Annotated in this window: 18 protein-coding genes and 2 pseudogenes; 9 read left to right on the top strand and 11 right to left on the bottom strand. The window is 70.9% G+C overall.

All coding sequences use genetic code 11. The features are described 5' to 3' along the window. Positions 1-10 precede the first annotated feature (10 nt). The 6 genes from ACFC8N_RS34255 to ACFC8N_RS34230 are packed head-to-tail and all read right to left on the bottom strand — an operon-like array spanning position 11 to position 5,839. A complete protein-coding gene (locus ACFC8N_RS34255; protein WP_356033798.1) occupies positions 11-973 on the bottom strand; it encodes an alpha/beta fold hydrolase in 963 nt (320 codons plus the stop codon). Next, positions 970-2,103, bottom strand: coding sequence for a branched-chain amino acid ABC transporter permease (locus tag ACFC8N_RS34250; protein WP_376292595.1), 1,134 nt, complete (start codon positions 2,101-2,103; stop codon positions 970-972). Before ACFC8N_RS34250 ends, ACFC8N_RS34255 begins: the two co-directional genes overlap by 4 nt. Further along, positions 2,100-2,987, bottom strand: a complete 888-nt coding sequence (locus tag ACFC8N_RS34245; RefSeq protein ID WP_376292592.1) for a branched-chain amino acid ABC transporter permease — start codon at positions 2,985-2,987, stop codon at positions 2,100-2,102. The genes ACFC8N_RS34250 and ACFC8N_RS34245 overlap by 4 nt, the downstream gene beginning before the upstream one ends. Further along, positions 2,987-3,790, bottom strand: coding sequence for an ABC transporter ATP-binding protein (locus tag ACFC8N_RS34240; RefSeq protein WP_376292589.1), 804 nt, complete (start codon positions 3,788-3,790; stop codon positions 2,987-2,989). Before ACFC8N_RS34240 ends, ACFC8N_RS34245 begins: the two co-directional genes overlap by 1 nt. Continuing rightward, positions 3,787-4,584, bottom strand: coding sequence for an ABC transporter ATP-binding protein (locus tag ACFC8N_RS34235; RefSeq protein ID WP_376292587.1), 798 nt, complete (start codon positions 4,582-4,584; stop codon positions 3,787-3,789). The genes ACFC8N_RS34240 and ACFC8N_RS34235 overlap by 4 nt, the downstream gene beginning before the upstream one ends. 19 nt (positions 4,585-4,603) lie before the next feature. Further along, complete coding sequence (locus ACFC8N_RS34230) at positions 4,604-5,839, bottom strand: substrate-binding domain-containing protein (RefSeq protein ID WP_376292585.1); 1,236 nt, start codon at positions 5,837-5,839, stop codon at positions 4,604-4,606. Between the two features lie 188 nt (positions 5,840-6,027). Between ACFC8N_RS34230 and ACFC8N_RS34225 the strand changes: the two genes are divergently transcribed. The 6 genes and pseudogenes from ACFC8N_RS34225 to ACFC8N_RS34200 all read left to right on the top strand — a co-directional run bounded on the left by ACFC8N_RS34225 (position 6,028) and on the right by ACFC8N_RS34200 (position 10,748). Beyond that, on the top strand, positions 6,028-6,828 hold the full coding sequence (locus ACFC8N_RS34225) for a CoA transferase subunit A (RefSeq protein WP_376292582.1): 801 nt from the start codon (positions 6,028-6,030) through the stop codon (positions 6,826-6,828). A 2-nt stretch (positions 6,829-6,830) separates the two neighbouring features. Next, positions 6,831-7,493 carry a CoA transferase subunit B gene (locus ACFC8N_RS34220; protein WP_376292579.1) on the top strand — a complete coding sequence of 221 codons (663 nt, stop codon included), beginning with the start codon at positions 6,831-6,833 and terminating at the stop codon, positions 7,491-7,493. Between the two features lie 203 nt (positions 7,494-7,696). Continuing rightward, positions 7,697-7,817 (top strand): annotated as a pseudogene (locus ACFC8N_RS34215) (IS701 family transposase); the annotation flags it as partial. Between the two features lie 344 nt (positions 7,818-8,161). Then, positions 8,162-9,145: a DUF1259 domain-containing protein gene (locus ACFC8N_RS34210; protein ID WP_376292577.1), complete on the top strand. Its 984-nt coding sequence runs from the start codon at positions 8,162-8,164 to the stop codon at positions 9,143-9,145. A 278-nt stretch (positions 9,146-9,423) separates the two neighbouring features. Then, positions 9,424-10,069, top strand: a pseudogene (locus ACFC8N_RS34205) (ATP-binding protein); the annotation flags it as partial. Between the two features lie 286 nt (positions 10,070-10,355). Further along, positions 10,356-10,748 (top strand): hypothetical protein, encoded by a 393-nt coding sequence (locus tag ACFC8N_RS34200; RefSeq protein WP_376292574.1) that lies wholly within the window; start codon positions 10,356-10,358, stop codon positions 10,746-10,748. A gap of 399 nt (positions 10,749-11,147) precedes the next feature. Here ACFC8N_RS34200 and ACFC8N_RS34195 read toward each other — a convergent pair whose 3' ends face one another. Together ACFC8N_RS34195 and ACFC8N_RS34190 are read right to left on the bottom strand one after the other, a co-directional pair. Further along, positions 11,148-11,297 carry a multicopper oxidase domain-containing protein gene (locus ACFC8N_RS34195; RefSeq protein WP_376292779.1) on the bottom strand — a complete coding sequence of 50 codons (150 nt, stop codon included), beginning with the start codon at positions 11,295-11,297 and terminating at the stop codon, positions 11,148-11,150. A gap of 109 nt (positions 11,298-11,406) precedes the next feature. Beyond that, a complete protein-coding gene (locus ACFC8N_RS34190; protein ID WP_376292572.1) occupies positions 11,407-12,015 on the bottom strand; it encodes a TetR/AcrR family transcriptional regulator in 609 nt (202 codons plus the stop codon). A gap of 103 nt (positions 12,016-12,118) precedes the next feature. Between ACFC8N_RS34190 and ACFC8N_RS34185 the strand changes: the two genes are divergently transcribed. Continuing rightward, entirely contained in the window at positions 12,119-13,291 is a 1,173-nt protein-coding gene (locus ACFC8N_RS34185) for an alpha/beta hydrolase family protein (RefSeq protein WP_376292570.1), read from the top strand. 691 nt (positions 13,292-13,982) lie between these two features. Here ACFC8N_RS34185 and ACFC8N_RS34180 read toward each other — a convergent pair. The 3 genes from ACFC8N_RS34180 to ACFC8N_RS34170 form a co-directional block, all read right to left on the bottom strand. After that, on the bottom strand, positions 13,983-14,216 hold the full coding sequence (locus ACFC8N_RS34180; RefSeq protein WP_376292568.1) for a hypothetical protein: 234 nt from the start codon (positions 14,214-14,216) through the stop codon (positions 13,983-13,985). Beyond that, a complete protein-coding gene (locus ACFC8N_RS34175) occupies positions 14,197-14,550 on the bottom strand; it encodes a DUF6400 family protein (protein WP_376292566.1) in 354 nt (117 codons plus the stop codon). The genes ACFC8N_RS34180 and ACFC8N_RS34175 overlap by 20 nt, the downstream gene beginning before the upstream one ends. Before the next feature lie 1,199 nt (positions 14,551-15,749). Continuing rightward, positions 15,750-16,970 carry a glycosyltransferase 87 family protein gene (locus ACFC8N_RS34170; protein ID WP_376292564.1) on the bottom strand — a complete coding sequence of 407 codons (1,221 nt, stop codon included), beginning with the start codon at positions 16,968-16,970 and terminating at the stop codon, positions 15,750-15,752. Between the two features lie 777 nt (positions 16,971-17,747). Between ACFC8N_RS34170 and ACFC8N_RS34165 the strand changes: the two genes are divergently transcribed. Then, a complete protein-coding gene (locus ACFC8N_RS34165) occupies positions 17,748-17,924 on the top strand; it encodes a hypothetical protein (RefSeq protein ID WP_376292562.1) in 177 nt (58 codons plus the stop codon). Between the two features lie 365 nt (positions 17,925-18,289). After that, positions 18,290-19,279, top strand: coding sequence for an LD-carboxypeptidase (locus ACFC8N_RS34160; RefSeq protein WP_376292560.1), 990 nt, complete (start codon positions 18,290-18,292; stop codon positions 19,277-19,279). Positions 19,280-19,347 lie beyond the last annotated feature (68 nt).

Here is a 19,347-nt window from a genome sequence, read left to right as displayed (position 1 = left end):
GCGATCGCCGTTACGGTGTGCCGTCCCGGCCGCCGGCTCCCGCCACGCCGGCCGCGGCCAGCAGATGCCGTGCCACGGCCTGGGCGCCCTCGTCGCCGACGATGATCGTGTAGTGGTTGGTGCCGGGCACGAGCTGTGTGCGCACCAGGCGGGGGGCAAGGCCCGCGGAGGCGAGCCGCTGCTCGTCGTACAGGCCCTGCGGCTCGTCCATCAGACCGCGTTCGGCCCACAGCAGCACGGCCGGGCGGGGCAGCCGGTGCACCGCACCCGACACTTCCTCGCGCAGTTGGTCCACGCCGTCGGTGCGGACCGCCTCCAGGCTGCAGGACGAGCGCAGTTCGGGCTCCTCCCCCACGAGGTCGCGCTGGACGTAGGCGTCCACCCACGGCGACCAGGAGCCGGCGAAGGCCGGATGCCGCCGCCAGAACGTGCGGTAGGCCTCCCGGTCCGGGAACGTCATCGACAGCCGCCGCATGGCCGGGCCGATCACCGAAGTGATCAGTTCGTCGGGATCCAGGCCGGGGGGGACGGGGAAGCCCACGCCGCCGTCCACCAGCAACAGGCCTGTCAGCAGGTCCGGATGGCGCACCGCGGTCAGGGCCGCGGTGAAGGCCCCCATGGAGTGGCCGGTCAGCACCACCCGCGCCACGCCCAGCGCCTCCACCACGGCGGCCATGTCGTCGGCGTGGGCCGCGATGCCGTACGGGCCGGGCAGTGACCCGCTGCGGCCCCGGCCGCGCAGGTCCGGCGCCACCAGGGTGACCCGGCCGGCCAGGTGGTGGGCGACGCGCGCCCAGCTCAGGCCGTTGGCGGTGATGCCGTGCAGCGCCAGGACCACCGGCGCGCCCGGGTCGTCGGCCGGCCAGCGCGACACGGCCAACTCCCCGCCGGCCACCGGCACCTGGAACTCCTCGTGCCCGGGGACAGCGCCACCCTGATGGGCCGTTGGCTCGTTCCGTGGAGTGCGGCTCATGGCTGGAGGACCTCCTCGTGGTCGGCGGCGGCGTGGGACGTACGGGCGGTGCGCAGCCGGGCCGGGAGCCGGGCCACGCCGCCGGGCAGCAGGTAGATCACCGCGACGAACAGGGCGCCGAGCAGGAACAGCGGCTGCGAGAGCGGCACACGGACCACGGAGGGCAGAGAGGTGACCGCACCCGAGCCGGCCAGGTCGCCGAGCCGGTGATCGGCCCAGGTGTAGAGGATGCCACCGATCATCGGTCCCCACCGGGTCCCCGAGCCGCCCAGCACCACCATCACCAGCAGGGACAGCGTGAAGTCGGAGGTGGTCGTCTGCGGCGTGGCGCCGCCGGTCAGCAGCAGGTACACGATGCCGCCGAGCGCGGCCAGGGTGCCGGCCAGGACGAAGGCGACCAGTTTGAAACCGTACGGGCGCAGCCCCAGCACCTCCACCCGGCGCTCGTTCTCCTTGATGCCCTCCCAGACCCGGCCGGTGGGCGAGCGGACCGCCCACTGCACGACGACCAGGACGACCACGAGGTAGGCCAGGGCCATCCAGTACAGGTTGGCCGTGTGCTCGATGCCGACCAGCGAGGCCGGCAGCCTGTCCGCGGGCGCGGCCCTGCCTTCCTCGCCGCCGGTGACGCCTCCGGGATCGCGTTGCACGAGGATCGACGCGGCCTGCGCGAAGGCCAGGGTCACCATGGAGAACCCGATGCCGCTGACTCGCAGGCTCACGGCGCCCAGCAGCGCGGACAGCGCCGTGCCCGCCAGCAGTCCCGACAGCGCGGACGCGGCGAACGGCAGACCCGCTTCGAGCATCACGGTGTTGGTGACGTACGTGCCCGCGGCGAAGTAGAGGGCGTGCCCGAAGGACAGCAGACCCGTACGGCCGAGCAGCAGGTCGTAGCCGGTGGCCAGGCCCCCGAACAGCAGGCACAGGGCGAGCAGTTGCAGGTTGCCGGGACTGCCGATCGGGCCGTCCAGCAGGCCCGGCAACGGCAACGCGCTGTAGGGCAACGTGAGGAGCACCACCAGCAGCAGGGCGGGCCACCAGCGGGTGGCTCGCCGCAGCCGCTCGGAGCGGGTGGCGACGCGGTGGTTCGCCGTGCGGGCCCGGCCACGCGGCTGGGTGGCGGTGGTCATGCGAGCCTCCCGGTGAGCCCCCGCGGCCGGACGAGCAGCAGGGCGGCGAGCAGGACGACGACAGCGAGGTCGCCGAGCCCGGCGGTGGTGTAGTAGTTGGCGAACTGCTGGACGAGGCCGACGGCCACCGAGGCCAGCGCGGCGCCGGTGAGCGAGCCCATGCCGCCCGTCACGACGACCACGAAGGCGAAGATGAGCAGCGAGGTGCCCTGTTGGGGGTCCACGGAGCCGAAGTAGAGGCCGCCGACGGCACCGCCGAGGGCCGCTGCCGCGCCGCCGATGGCGAAGACCAGGGTGAAGGCCCTGCGCACGTCGATGCCGAGCGCGGTGACCATCGCCCGGTCCTCCACCCCCGCGCGCACGACCAGCCCGTGCCGGGTGCGGCCCAGGAACAGCTTGAGCGCGGTCAGTACCACCAGGGCCGCGCCGATCAACACCGGGCGGTCGAGCGGCACTTCGGCGCCCAGCAGCCCGAACGTTCCGGACAGTGCCTTCGGCCCGAGGAAGGGCCTGGCGTCGGACCCCCAGATCGCGGCCAGCAGCGCCGGCACGGCCAGACCCACGCCCACCGTGGCGAGGATCTGCTCGCGAGGACGGGTGTAGAGCGGGCGGATCACGGCGAGTTCGAGCAGCACGGCGGCGACCGTGCCCACCACGGTGCCGAAGACGACGGCGAGGGCGAATCCGGCGACTCCGGGGCCGGCTCCGGGCAGGTGGCCGGAGGCGGCCCACCAGGCACCGTAGGCGCCCACGGACAGCAGCGCGCCATGGGCGAAGTTGAGCACGTCCATCAGTCCGAAGATCAGCGAAAGGCCTGCGGCGACCAGGAAGTACAGGGCGCCCAGGCCGAGTCCGGTGAAGGTGAGCAGCACGACGGTGGCCATCAGGCGTCCGCCTCCGTGGTCCGGGCGGCGGGGCGCGCCGCGGTGCGAACGGACGGGTCCGCGGAACCCTTCGCGGGACTGCCGTGGCCGGCGCTGCCGACGCCGAGCAGCCGGCGTGCCGCCACCGCGTCGGCGAGCAGGTCGGCGGCAGGGCCCCGGTGCGCGGTGCGGCCGTCCGCGAGGACGGCACAGTGGCGGGCGATACGGCGCACCACGGCGAGGTTCTGCTCCACGAGCAGGACGGGTACCGCCTCGGCGGCACGCTCCAGCGCCTGGGCGACCTCGGTGACCACCTTGGGCGCCAGGCCCTTGGTGGGCTCGTCGGCGATGATCAGCCGGTTGCCGTTGAGCAGGGTCCGGGCGATGGCGAGCATCTGCTGCTGGCCGCCGGACAGGGTTCCGGCGGCCTGCCGGGCGCGTCGTCTCAGCTCCGGGAAGAGCTCGTGCACCAGGTCGTAGGCCGGTTCACCGGCGCCGGGCCGCTCGGCCAGCCGCAGGTTCTCCGCCACGCTGAGAGCGGCGAAGACACCGCGGTCCTCGGGGGCGTAGCCGATCCCTCGGCGCACCAGGGCGTGGGTGGCCAGGCGCACCGTCTCCTCACCGGCCAGCAGGACGCTGCCGGTTCGAGGGACCAGGCCGAGGATGCCGCGTACGGTGGTCGTCTTGCCCGCTCCGTTGCGGCCCAGCAGAGCGGTGGTGCCCGAGGCCGCCACCTCCAGGTCGACGCCGTGCAGGATGTGTTTGCCCCCGATCACGACCCGCAGATCGCGTACGGTCAGCAGGGGCACCGGGGCGGGGTTCACAACTCCTCCCCGAGGTAGGCCTGTTGTACGGTGGGGTCGGCCATCACGGCCTGCGGGGTGTCCAGCGCCAGCAGTGTGCCGTGATGCATCACGGCCAGCCGGTCGGCCAGGTCCAGCAGCACGTCCATGTGGTGCTCGACCATGAGCACGGTGCGCCCCTCCTCCTTGTGCAAGGACCGGATGAGGTCGGTCAGCGCGGGCACCTCCTCGGCGCTCACGCCCGCCATCGGCTCGTCCAGCAGCATCAGCCGGGGCTCGCCGACGAGCAGGACGGCGAGTTCGAGTTTGCGTTTCTCGCCGTGCGAGAGGGCGTCGGCACAGGTGTCGGCGCGGTGCGCGAGCTGTGTGCGGGCCAGCACCCGGTCGACCCGCTCCGGGTAGGTGTCGGCACGGCGCCAGACCCGGTACGAGCCGCCGTCGGCAGCCTGGGCCGCGAGCGCCACGTGGTCGGCGACCGTCATGCCCGGCCACAGGCTGGAGGTCTGGAAGGTGCGCCCGAGGCCGCGCCGGGCCCGGGCGTAGGCGGCTTCCCCGGTGACATCGCGGCCGTCCAGTTCGATCGTGCCCCGGGAGACCGGACTGAGCCCGCTGACCAGGTTGAACAGGGAGGTCTTGCCCGCGCCGTTGGGGCCGATGAAGGCGAGGAACTCTCCTTCGCGGACGTCGAAGGAGACGGAGTCGACGAGGGTCGCACCGCCGACCGTCCAGCCGATGTCGCGCAGCCGGAGCACGGGGGCCGGGAAGGCAGGGGCCTCCCCGGCGCCCGGAACCCGCGCGGCGCCCGGTGACGTCATGTTCGAGGAGGACATCGTCTCAGCCCGCCGTCCGCGCGGCCGGTGGTGCGACCGCTGTCATCGGGATGCTGCCGATCAGCTCGGGCCGGGCGGTGCTGCCGGTGCCCCTGAGCCGGGCCGTGAACATGGGCTGCAGCAGGGCGTGGTCCGCCGCGCGGATCTGCTCCTTGCCCTTGGGTCCGTCGAAGCTCCAGCCCTGTAGCGCCCTGGCCATGGCCGCGGTGTCGGTGGCGCTGCCGGACTCGACCGCGTGCACGATCATCTGGGCGGCGGTGAATCCGTCGGGGCTGAACAGGTCGGGGGTTCCGCCGGCTTTGGTGATGCCGTCGAGCATGGCCTTCTCCACCGGGTTGCCGCCCCCGGCGCCGGGAAAGTAGTGCGCGAGGAAGGCGACCTTGGAGCCGGCCGGTCCGAAGACCGGGTACGAGGCGGTGCCGGCGAGTCCGGTGACGACCTTGCTGGCGTCCAGCACGCCCTGCTGGTTCAGCGCGGTCCACAGAGCGGGGGCGGTGGCGCCCGCCCAGGCGACGAACACCAGGTCCGGCTTGCCGGCCCTGGTCTGCCGGGCGAAGGGCGTGAGATCGGTGGCGCTCGGCGGGGCCAACACGGAGCCGACGTGCGCGCCCTCCTTGCCGAGGACCGACTTCACGGCGGCCACGTTGGCCTGTCCGAACGCGGAGTTCTGGGCCAGTACCGTGACCTTCCTGCCCTTGGCGTCGCCGAGGAGTGTTCCGGCGGCGAGGATGTCCTGATAGGACTGCCGGCCCGAGCGGAAGGTGTAGGCGTTGACGCCGGTGACCGCGTCGGTGGCGGCGGGACCGCTGACGTACAGCACCTTGTTCTGCGCGGCCAGCGGCGCCATCTGCAGTGCCACACCGGAGTCGGTGGTGCCGGCAAGGATCTTGCAGCCCTTGCCGACGAGGGTCTTGGCCGCGGCGACGGCCTTCGCCGGGTCGCCCGCGTCGTCCTGTTCGGTGACCTCGATCGGATGGCCTCCGGCCTTGTCCGTCCCGTGCGTGGCGTATTCCAGACCCGCCTTGAAGCCCTGCTCGTACTGCTTGCCGTAGGCGGCGAGGAGTCCGCTGCGCGAGTACACCAGCCCTACCTTCACGGGGGCGGCCCTGCCGCCCGCGCCGGCGGCCGCCGTGCCGGCCGTGCCGGCCGAGGAGCAGCCCACGACCAGAGCGCCGACCGCGAACAGGGTGAGTGCGCGAACGGATCTGCTTCGGAAGGTGTCCGTGAGGCTGGAACGCATGGCGATCGGCTCCTGACAGTGGGCGCGGTGCGTGATTGCCGGAACGATAGGAGCGCCGCACGACGGGCGGCATGTGGTCAATCACCGCTCTTCCGGGCCCAGTCGTGGCATCGGCACACATGGTCGGTGGGAGCCGGTACCGCGAGGGTGAGATCCACCGAACGAACCCGGTGGGGAAGGGACACGGCATGGACAAAGTGGTGGCCGCGGCCGCGCAGGCAGTGGCGGACATCCCTGACGGCGCGACACTCGCGGTCGGCGGGTTCGGCCTGTGCGGCATCCCGTCGACGCTGATCGCCGCGCTGGCCGAGACGAGCGCGTCCGGCCTGCGGGTCGTGTCCAACAACTGCGGTGTGGACGACTGGGGGCTGGGACTGCTGCTGCGGGCCGGCCGGATCGCCCGGATGACCTCCTCCTACGTGGGCGAGAACAAGGAGTTCGCCCGCCAGTACCTGGCTGGCGAACTGGAGGTGGAACTGACGCCGCAAGGCACTCTCGCCGAGCGACTGCGGGCAGGGGGCACCGGCATCCCCGCGTTCTACACCCCGGCCGGGGTGGGCACCCAGGTCGAGGAGGGCGGCCTGCCGTGGCGCCACACCCGCGACGGCGGTGTCGCGGTGGCCTCCCCGCCCAAGGAGACACGGGAGTTCAACGGCCGCCGCTACCTGCTGGAGGAAGCCATCACCGCCGACTTCGCCCTGGTCCGGGCCGCGGTCGCCGACCGGCACGGCAACTGCGTCTTCCATGCGGCGGCGCGCAACTTCAATCCGCTGTGCGCGATGGCGGGGCACATGACCGTGGTGGAGGCCGAGCGCATCGTCGACGCCGGCGAACTGCCACCGGACGCCGTCCATCTGCCCGGCGTGTACGTGGACCGTGTGGTCGCCGTCGACGACTGTCTGCACAAGCGCATCGAGCGCCGCACCGTGCGCCCGGCACACATCGGCGCCCAGGCAGCCGTTCCGCGCACCCACTCCGAGGAGAAGTGACCATGCCGCTCGACCGCAACCAGCTCGCCGCCCGCGCCGCCCGGGAGCTGCGCGACGGCCAGTACGTCAACCTGGGCATCGGCCTGCCCACCCTGATCCCCAATCACCTGCCGGACGGGGTGCACGTGGTGCTGCACTCGGAGAACGGCATTCTGGGCGTGGGCCCCTACCCGTACGACGGCGAGGAGCACCCCGATCTGATCAACGCCGGGAAGGAGACGGTGACCACCGTCGCCGGCACCTCCTACTTCGACTCGGCCCTCTCCTTCGGCATGATCCGGGCCGGCCGGATCGACGTCTCCGTACTCGGCGCCATGCAGGTGTCGGCGCACGGCGACCTGGCCAACTGGATGATCCCCGGCAAAATGGTCAAGGGCATGGGCGGTGCGATGGACCTGGTCCACGGCGCCCGCCGGCTGGTGGTCGTGATGGAGCACGTCGCCAGGGACGGCCGCCCGAAGATCGTCGAGGAGTTGAGCCTTCCCGCCACGGGCCGCCGTGTGGTGAACCGGATCATCACCGACCTGGCCGTCATCGACGTCGCCCCCGAGGGACTGCACCTGGTGGAAACCGCTCCGGGCATCCGCGTGCAGGAGGTCCTGGCCGCGACCGGTGCCCGGCTCCTTGTCGACGCGGGCTGGGAGGCGCTTGCACCCACCTCCTGACTCCGATGAACGAGCACAGCCCGAAGCCCAAACCTCCGTCGGCCTCCAGTCACCACCACGTCACCACCCAGATCGAGGGACGGGGTCGTGCTCCTCTCCGAAGCCTCGGACCCCTGTTCGGGAACATGGGGCGGCGCATCGACAGCTTGCGGGTCCAACACGACCCGGAGGGGGCAAGGCGGACTTCGCGGGCGAGGTGCACGGTGGACGAGACGGGCTTCATGAAAGTGCGGACGCGGTCGGCAGGGGGCGCGGCGGCAGTACTCCGGCACCGCCGGGCGGACGGCGAACAGCCAGGTCGGCGAGTTCCTCGCCTGTGCAACCGGCGGGATGGCGTACGGAGTCGCGCAGCCAGTAGCCACCGAGTACAAGCGACTGCGACCAGGCCAGGCCGCCGATCGCTTGCCGCGGGAGGAAGGTTCGCACGGGCACCAACGCCTCCGCGTAGCCGTAGTGGGCCGGCAGCAGTTCCACCCGGTCCGCGCCCGCGCGCGAGAGTGTCGATTACCGATCCGGGCGAGAGCAGCTCACTGACAAGGGCGCAGAACGCCGTACCCCGACCCCCCCCACGACCAGGCGAAACTCGGTCGTGTCGCCCGCACCTGAGCGGCGAAAACCGCTATCCCGGTCTGGCCCGAACAATCAGCCGGGGTACCAGGGGACGACACATGAAGCCAGACTGCAGCAGCACTCTTCAGACATCGCGCCGTGGCTTTCTCCTCACGGGCAGCGCGCTGGCCTCCGCCCTGACCGAGGCCCCCGTGGCACACGCTCTGACCCGCGCCGGGGGCACGCGCGGTGAAGTCCCCGGGGTGCTGCAGCACCCCGTGGTGACACGCCCGGCTGACTGGCAGCCTGTGGCCAAAGAGCTGGACGGGGCTGGGCAGTTGGGCGCGGACGGCGTCGTATACCGCGCCACGTTTCCCCGCTACGACCTGAACCTGTCCTCGTACGGGGTCCGCGGTCTGGTGGAGGCGTCGTACACGGCGTTCGGCCGCTACCCCGACGGCCGAACGATGCTCATGGGCGACGTGGTCGCCACCGAGGCCGAGCTGCAACGGGTGACCGACGTCATCCAGGCCCACGACCTGGAACAGTGCGCGATCCACAAACATCTGCTCGCCCACCGGCCCACCCTTTGGTGGACGCACGACCGGGGACTCTCCACCGACCCGGCGGTCCTGGCCTTCGCCATGCGAGCCTGCCTGGACGCCACCGCCACCCCCGGGCCCCGGGAGCCCGACAGGACCCCTCCGGCCGGTCTCGACACCGCCGCGATCGACGCCGCGATCGGCGCGAAGGGCGTGAGCGAGGACGGCTACCGGTTCTCCTTCGTCCGCAGGGAGACCATCAGCGACGACACCTTCGTGGTGCCGCCGGCCATGGGTGTGACGACGTCCTTCGCCTTCCACTCCGTGGGGAGCGGCTCTGCCGCGGTCAGCGGGGACTTCGTCATCACCGCCAACGAGGTCCAGCCGGTCATCAGAGCGCTGCGGCACGGCGGCATCAAGGTCGTCGAACTGCACAATCACGCTCTGCGCGACAACCCCCGCCTCTTCTACCTCCACCTCTGGGCGGTCGGCCACGCCGTCTCCCTGGCCCGTACCCTCCGGACAGCCAGCACGGCCACCAATCTAGCCACCAATCCCTGAATGACTTCCCGTCAGGGAGACCCCCGGATCACCACTGTTTCTGTCCGTCGTCCCCGTAGCCGATGCCCCCGTCGGCGGCCCTCACGCCAGTGCACGACGACATCGCGAACGATGAAGTCGTCAGCCGAGTTCCGCTGCGGCGTGATGTTTCGCCACCGGACTCCGGTGCCTGGCCCGTGCTGTCGGGAGCATCCGTACGGGGTTTCCACGTCTCTCGTCGAACGAGGTCCTTCCGGTCCTGGCCGCGAGGGCCGCCCCCTCGTCACGGAGGCTTCACGGTCGCCGTCTCCGAGGAGGTGCAGCGGCGCCTTGTGCAGGACGCCGGGCACGAACTGCGCACGCCGCTCACCTCGTTGCGGACGAACGTGGCTCTTCTGGACCGTATAGACCGACAACCTGGGCGCCCTGGCCGAAGACTCGGCCGCCCTCGCCCGGCGCCGCACCGGCCAGGAGATCCGCATCGAGGCCGACGACGCCGTCGTACGGGCCTGTCCGGACCGGTAAGCGCGTGGGGTCGACCGCGGACCGGGCATCGCCGAAGCCGACCTGCCCCGCGTCTTCGACCGTTTCTACCGCGCCGACGGCGCACGCAGCCTGCCCGGCTCCGGGCTGAGCCTGGCCATCGCGCACGCCGTCGCCGTCACCCACGGCGGCACGGTCATCGGCTTCACCCTCGCCCCCGCCTCCCATGTCGAACGCCGCCCGCATACGACGCCCACGGCCGACTCCGCCACCACGCCTCGCTGGCGGTCGGTTTCGGGGTGCTGCGTCAGGAGCCGGGCCTGGCGAAGGCTGGTGGGCCGCAGGTCGCAGGTGCGCCCAGTACGGCCGTACAGGTGCGTGAACTCCGGGCGCAGGGCCCAGCGGCTGCCGTTCCCCCGGCGGGTGGGGATCACCTGCCTGTCGACCTTGATCTGGCCGTGACGGGCCGCGTGCCGGGCCCACGGCGCTTGCTGAACAAGGACATGGTCGTATCGGCTCTGGAGACGGGAGTTGGGGACGCGACGAGTATGCGCGCTGCGGCGCCGGTCATCACGCCGCTCACCCCGGACGGACGTATGCCGCCCGGATGTGGACACGGCACACGTCACGCACCGGCTGCCGCAAATGGCCCACCAGGCCGCTGATCGCTGCCGCCTGGACTTGCAGGTGTCCACGAACGACGAGGAGAAAGGCGTGCCGCGCCCCTCGAAGCGGGTACAGATCCCGTATGCGGCACGAAAGCGTGCGTCTGAAGGCAGCGTGGATCTGCCTGGCGATCGTGGGTGTCGGCATCCTGGCCTTCGGCGTTGTCGCCGCTGTGGCTCCTGGGTCCGGCAACGAACAGCTCATGCGCGCCGACGGAGTGGCCGCAACCGGTATGGGCCTGTTCGGTCTGCTGATCACTCTCGTACCGTTCCGCCGCGGGGAGCGGTGGGCCTGGTACGTGCAGTGGTTCTATCCGGTCTTCTGGATCGCGCACCTGGTGGGCGGGCTGCCGCCCGGCAAGGACCATGTGCACCAAGTGGTCTTCATCATTCTGTCGCTGGCCGGACTGCTCATGCCCCTCCGCGTCTTCTTCCCTCGCGCGACGACCATCGGCACGCCACTTTCAGACGGGTGAAGCATCCAATGCCAGGTTTGTCCCTGGTGACCGCACGGATGCCTTTCCCCGCCCAACGGGGAGGGGTAGACGGACCAGGGACGGGGATGACATGCGCCGTTGGCAGCAGTTGCCCGAATCTGAGCGGGCCGCCCCCTTCTGACGCCGCCCGGCCGGCGCCAGCCGCTGCCCCGGCCACCACACCGCCGTCGACAATCCCTTTCGCCCCCGCGTCCTGCCGGGGCGAGCGCTGCGGGGGCAAGTATCCAGCCCTGTCCGGATACGCCGGTTCGACACTCGGAGGACCTTCTGGCCTGCACGAGCACCGGCGGTGGCGGGGACACCAGCCTCGACTGCCGCCAGCCCGTGAACACCGAGCGAGGAGTATGACCGCAGGGCGCTCGGCGCTGCGTAGATTCCTCACACCACCTGGAAGTTGGCCATCATCTCCATGCCCTCGTGCTCCAGGCTGCGGCGGTGCAGCATGTACCGGCCGCGGTAGCCGCGGAAGCGGACCAGGACGTCCACGGCATCGTACGGACGGACGTCAACCGTTTCCTTCGAGCCCAGCGTCGGTGGGCGCGGGCGGGCGAGGAACTCCGAGGTGCTGAAGGGGCGGCCGTTGATACTTTCACGTTTCCGGCCGCCACTTGATTCCGCCCCAACCGAGACGGCGTTGTCAGCGGACGGCCGCTTTCAGCGCCGCCTCGATCGCGTTGGTCAGCGTTTCCAGGTACTCATCGTCGCTGCGGCCCTGTATGACCAGGATGCGGAATGCGAGCGGTGCGATCAGTAGGTCGGTGCCGAGATCCAGATCCAGTCCCGGGGGGAGTTCACCGCGGTCGATCGCGCCCTGCAGTACCGTGCGCGCCGCCGCCCGCCGCGGTGCGGTCACTCCGGTGTAGAGCGCCTCCGTCAGCGCGTCGTCGTGACTGGCCTCGGCGAGCAGTCCGGCCGCGATCCGGGCAAGCAGCGGATTGGCCAGCTGGCTGCGGAAGGTGGCGAGCAGTTCGCGCAGGTCGGTGTGCAGGGCTCCGGTGGCCGGCGTGGGCGGGAGCGTGTCGGTGACCTTGCTACGGATCAACTCGGTGACCATCGCCTGCTTCGAGGGCCAGCGCCGGTAGAGCGCGGCCTTGCCCACGCCGGCGCGACGGGCCACTGACTCCATCGACATCCGCGCATACCCGGCCTCGGCGAGTTCGAGGAAGGCTGCCTCGGTGACCGCCTCGGTCACGCGCTGTCGCAGGACCGCCCCGCCGGTCGCCGGCCGGCCCTTCTTCTGCTGCACTGACATGCTCCCCAGCATAGCGAACGGAACGGTCCCGTTCCGTGTGCTACTCTTCGGGCAAGACGGAACGCTCCCGTTCCGTTCCATTCATGGAAGGGGGCCGATGATGAAGTTCCTCTACGACGACGAGTCCTTCTCCTTCGAGGCACTACGTGCCGCGGGCTACGCCGCCTATGGTGGCGCCGACCTGGGAGAGGTCCTGGTTACCTGCCGGCAGATCCCCGAGGGAGACGAGGAGGCCTGGTCGGCCCAGTGGGCCGCGACGGCGGCGCGCATCGAGCGCATCGGCCGGGACGCGCTGGCCACCGGTCACCGAGTCAGCGCCCGGGAGGCACTGCTGCGCGCCTCCAACTACTACCGGACCGCCGACTTCTACCGCCGCGAGGATCCCGCCGCCGACGCCGAATCGGCGCGGCTCGCCAAGGCCTCCCAGCAGACGTTCGCCGACGCGGCCGCCCTGCTCGACACACCAGCCCGCGCCCTGCACATCCCGTACGAGAACACCACGCTTCCCGGCTACCTGTTCCTCGTCGACGACTCCGGCATCCGGCGCCCGACCGTGCTCTACCACGGGGGGTACGACTCCACCCTTGAGGAGGACTACCTGGCGTTGGCCGCGGGTGCGCTGCGGCGCGGCTACAACGTCATCGCGTTCGACGGCCCCGGCCAGGGCAGCACCGTCCGCGAGCAGGGCCTGCACTTCCGGCCGGACTGGGAGGCCGTGGTCACCCCGGTCGTCGACTTCGCGCTCACCATGCCCGAGGCGGACGCCGAACGACTCGTGCTGGTCGGCACGAGCCTCGGCGGTTACCTCGCCGCGAGGGCGGCCGCCTTCGAGCACCGCCTCGCCGCGTGCGTGCTGCACGACGGCGTCGACGACTTCCACGAAGTCGCCGCCGCGACGGCCGGCCGAGCCGCTTCGATGCCCGGCGGCATAGAGGCGCTGATGGCGCAGAACACCATGGTGCGATGGGTGGTGCGCAACGGCCGGTGGACCTTCGGTGTGTCCGACTTCGACGAGCTGGTCAAGGCAACCGAGGCGTACACCCTGGCGGGAATCGCCGACCGCATCACCTGCCCGACACTCGTCCTCGACGCCGAGAACGACCAGTTCTTCAAGGGGCAGCCGCAGCGTCTGCTCGGCGAGCTGACCTGCCCGAAGGAACTGATCCTCTTCCGTGAGGACGAAGGCGCCGGCGAGCACTGCCACGAGGGTGCGCTCTCCCTGTTCCACCAGCGCACCTTCGACTGGCTCGACACCCTGCTCGCCGGCTGACCTCGCCGACTGACCTCGCCGGCCGGTCTGCACGTCGTGTCGAGGGTACGGGGACGATCTCTCTTGGTGTCGTCCTTTCCGGGGCCGTGTCACAGGGCTGGCTCGCCTCACGTCGCCTCCTCCACGGTCGCGTAGAGCCGGTAGGCGGGAAGCAGGCCTGCGAGCCGGAAGACCTTGCGGATGCGCGTGGCCACCTGTCCGTCGCGTACTCCCTGGTCTCGTGGACCGGACCCGTGCCGAACTCGCCCCCGCGGCCGGTCGAGGCCGGCGGCGTACTACAAGAGCGTGGACTGGCTGGCGCCTCACAGGCCTGTGACCGCGGTGAACGTGCCGTGTGGCGGGGCGTGCGCGGCGCCGGTGCCGCGGCCGTACCGCCGCCGGACGCCGCGCAGTTCGAACGGCGAGACCGAGTGTGCCCTGAGCCTCGGGCCGGTCGTCCGTCTCCTGTCGTTCGCGGCCGCGCAGCCTCATGTCCGTCCTCTCGCGATCTCATCGAGCCGATGACTCGAAGCTGCGGATCACGGTTTCCGCGGACCATGACGGCTGCCGGTGGATGTGGGGCAGAAGACGCGAGGCGAGGGGCGAGCCAGGAGGCAGACGGCTGCGAGGCGAAACCTATGAACTCCCGCTGAAGACCGGACGGTTCACGGCTACTCAGCGAGAGCCCGCCCGCCCCGATGTGACGACACCCCTAGAGCGGGGAGCGGGTCGCGCCGAAGCCGCTGTCGTGCACCCAGACGTGGGCGCAGGCCGGGCACTGGAGGCAGAGCAGGCTGCCGGTGCTCGACAGTAGATAGCGCCAGTGTGCGGCGCAGCTGCGGCGCGCCGCGCAGGGCTCGCAGCCGCGCTCGTCGGCGCAGTTCGGACAGGCCGCCCACGCGCGGCGGCCGGGATCCGCCTGTGGATCAAGTGGCAGCACGGCCATCGCCGTCGCTGCCGTCACACCTGTCGCTGCCGCCACGCCCGTCGCTGCCCGCGCGCCGCGGCAGCACCCCCGCCGTGACCAGGTCGTCGTACAGGCGCTGCTGCTCACCGTCCAGACCGGAGTACAGCAGGTCGTACGCCTGCTCCTCACCGCGAAGCGCCTCGATGGGGTCCCAGTCCGGGCCGAGGGCGGCGAGGACCTGGGCGCGCCGTTCGATCTCGTGGGCGGTGAAGTCGAGGTCGAAGCTGACGAGCGCGGGCGGCGCGGTGCCGTCCGGCGTCCGAGCTGGCTCGTTCCGGTGCGGTATCTCGGGGGTCGGGTCTTGGGGGGTCATGCCGTGGGAAATTAGATAAATACTCCCTTTCCGGTCAAGAGAGAGTGCGCGGAGTCACAGGAGCCCTGTGTCACAGCCCGTCCCTCGGCGGGCGGCCCGGGGCAGTGGCCAGGGCGGAGAGGGCACCCGCTTCGCCGCGTGCGCGGCTGCCTGACACAAGGGACGCGCCCAGGCAGTGCTCGCAGTGGCGGGGCTTCCGGCTGCCGAGTGCGCGCTGTGGCCCGTAGGAACGGCCTCAGCGGGTGCAGCAACTCGCTGCTTCCGGCCCCGTCGTGGTGAAGCCCGCGGCCGACGGATCGCGCGTGTCCGTCCAGCAGATCGACTAACTGCCGCAACTGCTCCAGGCGGTCGCCGAATCGCACCTGGGTGATGCCGGGTTCCTGGTTGGGCCACATCTGCGGGCCGTTGGGGCGCCAGACAGGGCCGGGCATCGCTGAGCCCATGCCTGTGCCGAAGGCGCTCTTGCGGTCCGGGATCTGGGTTCTGCGCCCCGGGGTACCGGTCTTCCCCACGGCCTGCCGAGGTGAACCAGCCGGACACTCGACAGAGACCGTCATGACCTTGTTGTCGAAGGTGATGCCCTTGCCATGGGTCACCGGTGCGAGCGCCTGCAATCCCTGGCCCATCCCGCAGCTGTCGGCGTCGAACTCCCTTCTGGGTGTTGCGCGCGGCCCTCCACAATCCGCCATGGAGGGGATCGCCGGTCGGCCTGCCGATGGTTCGTCGCGCGGTCCGCCGGTCATTCGGCACATCGCCCCAGATCAGCCTGGCGGCCGCACACAGCGCCACCACGCCGAGTACGCGTCCGTGTCCTCACCATCCTCACCCGACTCTGGCTTCGTGGCATCAAGCCCCCGCTCCGGCCCCCGCGTTGCCACAGGAGAACGGTCCTCTCGCGCGCTTTCGATCCTCACCGTGGGACGGCAGGTGCTGCACGGGGCCCTGTGGTCTCGGCAAGTGCGTGGAGCAGCACGCTCTTTGGCCGGATCGCTTGAATGCCGGTCTTCGGCGAGCGACGTTCAAGGCGCCGCGCAACGTCGTCCCGGTCACCTGTGTGACCAGCTTCGCCGTGCCCGTAAACGGCCTGGTCGAAGAGCCATGGAGACGGAGCTGTCCAGGACCGTGAACCGCCATGTGCGTGCCGAACCCGAGGCATGGATCCATTGGGGCGAGGGCCGACGCGCCTGGCCCTGGGAGGCTCAACCCGTAGGTGCCGCCGCGTAGTCCGTGTCCGGGGACGGCACGTCGTCAGGCGTCGCCTCCGGCTGCGAGGCCGTACTGCGCCAGAGCCGGCGACAGGCCGAGACCGTCGCCACCAGCAGCAGCCCGTCGCGGATCAGCAGTACGACTATGCCCGGCAGATCGCTGCGCACGACCTGGCCGAAGCCGACGGGGAATTCAAGCACCGTGAAGAAGCACGCGGCCAGGATGAGCAGCACCGGCCGGCGCTGGACGGTGGAGCGGCCGGTCAGGCAGACCGCGCCGAGGCCGAGCAGCCAGATCAGGTACTGCGGGCTGATCACCCGGCTGGTGGTGACGAAGACCAGCACCGCGGCGAACGCCGCGTCGTAGAGCACGGCGTCGCTGAAAGTGCGGGCGCGGACCCGCCACCAGACCAGCCAGCAGAAGGCCAGCACCGCGCCGGCCAGTGCGATCCGGGCCGCAGCGGGCACATACGGGCCGAGGAACTCGAACGACCCGTAGTGCAGCCGGGAGGTGCCGTGCCACATACCGAGCCAGCGCAGGACATGAAACGGCAGGGCGCCCAACGACTCGATCTCGACGCCGCGCTGACGCTGCTCGGTGACGAACGCGAACGGTCCCCGGGTGAACGCCAGGAACGCGGCGCTGACGCCGACAGTGGTGACCAGCGCCGCCCCCCAGGAACGGCGGGTCGTGCGGCCCGGCCGCGCACCGGCGAGCAGGAGCACCGGCCAGGCCTTGACCAGCGCGCCGATCCCGGCCAGCGCGCCCGCCACCCGAGGGTGCCGTGCGGCGGCAAGCAGGGCGGCGACCGCGAGGGCGGTGACCATCACGTCGTAGCGGGCCAGCGCCAGCGGGCCGAGTACGGCGACCCCGGCGACCCACAGCCATGCGCCGGCCAGGCCCCGGCCGTGGGCCCGCCCGGCCCGCAACAGCATCACCAGGACCGTCGCGTCGGCGGCGCAGGCGAGCAGGTAGAAGGCGTGCGAGTACGTCAGGAACGGCAGCAGTGCCGGGGCGACGAAGACCGCCGCCGCGGCGGGCGGGTACTGCCAGGTGACGTCGCCGATCGGAAAGCTGCCGGTCAGCAGCCGTTCGTACCAGCCGTGGTAGATGATGACCACGTCGGGGCGGACATCGTCACCAGGGAAGCGCAGGGCGCCGAAGAGCGTCAGCAGCAGTACGGCTCGCGTCACCGCCCAGGCCAGCACCGGCACCCATGTCCTTGAGCGCCACCCGGTCACCGTTTCACGCCACCACACCGTCACGTTCCAGCGCCTCTCCGTCAACCGCCTTGCACGGGTCACACTGCCGGTGCCGGCCCGCACGAAGGTGACAACATGATGAACGTAACGCGTCATCTTGTGACACCACTCCGTGAATGGCTGCGAGCGAGCGACCACGTTGCCACCCGTCAACGCGCGGCCCCGATTGCCGGTGCCGACTGGAACCGTGGTGGATGCGGCCCGTGCGGCGTCCGCCGCGACCTGCCGTGCGGTGAGCCCGTATCCGGCGGAGACATCGGATTCCGACCGGGCGAGGACGACCCCGTAGACCCGGCCGTCGGTGGCGAGCGGCGGACCGCCGGAGACCGGGTCACCGCCCCGCCCGTGCAGTTCCCGTAGCCGCTTCACGACCTGCCCCGTGTCGATCTCGCCAACCGGATCGGGAGCCGCTTCGGACACAGCTTCGTGGCGGACTTCGGGAGTGCTGCAGAGCCGCCTCCACCCACGCCTCGACGCCTTCGGCAGACCCCAACAACGCGCACGAAGCAGGATCGCCGAAGGTCGATGAGTCGATGAACTGTGGGACGGCCTGCTGGAGTCGCTGCTGGGCCTGGCCGAGCAGACCCCCTACGAGATCAGCCACATCCTGTGCGGCTGACCGTAGAGGGGTGATCATGGCGTACTTCCCCGCGCCCGCGGACCCTGTCCGCGCTCAGCGCGCATGAGCACCAGGCGCTGCGCTCCCGCGCGTGGGCCTGCCGTCTGCTGGTGAACGTCGAGGCGATGTTCCGCCTCTTCCACGACGCCGACCTGCCGGTCGCCACCGCGCACGACGTCACCGCGATGACGGCCCCGCTCAAGGTCACCGGCCTCCCCGGCCCCGAGCGCACCGGCCGCGCCCGCACTCCAAGGGCCATCCAGGCCTGTCCCGTGCCCGGGCGCTGACGCGGATGCGGCCCCGCCTGGTCGATGATCGGGCGGGGCCGCTCCATTGGCGTTGCGCATGTCGCAGCAAGGGTGCCTAAGTGGTCGGCTTCGGAAATCCTTCGGGGTTGACATCGGGGCCCGATTCCGCATCGATCCGTTAGTGGTCTGGGGCGGCGAAGTGGGGCTGGAGGCGCAGTCGAAGGAGTCCTCGGGGGGCCGACGAACACGTCATCGGCACTCGCCCTTCCTGACTTGTCCGCGTGGAGGCGATCGGTGGGCCCAGCCGGGGTTTCGGGGCTCGGCTTGATCACGTCGGGGGAGGCGGAATATCGGCGGCACGGACCTTGTTCCTCGCCGTTGTTGATCAACAAGGAGAAGACCCCATGCCTGCGATCCTTCGGCCCCGCGCGCTACGTTCCGGCGACCTCGTGGTCGTTACCGCACCCTCGGGCCAGCTTGAACCCGGTGAGGAACCACTGCTCGCCCGCGGTGTGGCGATACTTGAGCGGATGGGTTTCCGCGTGCGGGTCAGCCCGATGGTCAACCCGGCGCGGAGTCGCTGGTGGGCGTCGGGCACTCCGGCGGAGCAGGCCGACGAACTCAATGGTCTGCTCCGGGACCCGGAAGTGCGGGCCATCATCGCGCATACCGGTGGACAGACGACCATTGGCTATCTTGATTTGATCGATCTGGACGCGATCCGGGCCGACCCGAAACCGATCCTCGGCTACAGCGATATCTCGCTGCTGCACATGGCGTTGTACGCCAAGACCGGCCTCGTCGGCTTCCACGCCGACATCGCCACCCACGGTTTCGGCGGCGATTGGTACACGCTGGGCGACGAGGCCCGTCGCTCCGAGCTCGTCGACCTCTACACCCGTGTGCTCACCAAGGCCGAGGCGCCGGGCGTGCTGCCCGCGATGGGGGCTTGGGAAACCTGGCGGCCGGGCCGCGCGCAGGGACCACTGTTCGGCGGTTTGCTGAACCGCCTGGTCCTGCTGCAGGCGACACCGTTCGCGCCGGCCGCCGAACGGTTCGACGGCGCCGTGTTGTTCTGGGAGGAGCTGCAGCGGCCGGTCTCGCGGATCTGGAACGACCTGCATACCTTGCGGCTGTCCGGTGTGCTGGACCGGATCGCGGGCATGGTGGTCGGCATCCCGACCGAGGTCACGCCACACGAGGGCGGCGGAGGGCGCGCAGGTCTACGCGACGTGGTACTCGATGTCCTGGCTGGACGTGACATTCCGGTTCTCGCGCAGGTCGACTTCGGTCACACCTCGCCGAACCTGCCGCTGCCTCTCGGCATCCGCGCAGACGTGGACGCGGACAACCAGACGCTGTCCCTGATCGAGTCGGCGGTCACGGAAGGCTGAGTTCTGTTGGATATTGGCGCAGGCCCGGCGGGCTGCGACCCGTCGTGTTCCGCGTCTCCCGATCGGCC

The organism is Streptomyces sp. NPDC055966 (assembly GCF_042269865.1).
Lineage (GTDB): Bacteria > Actinomycetota > Actinomycetes > Streptomycetales > Streptomycetaceae > Streptomyces.
This window is presented reverse-complemented; position numbering and strand designations above follow the sequence as displayed.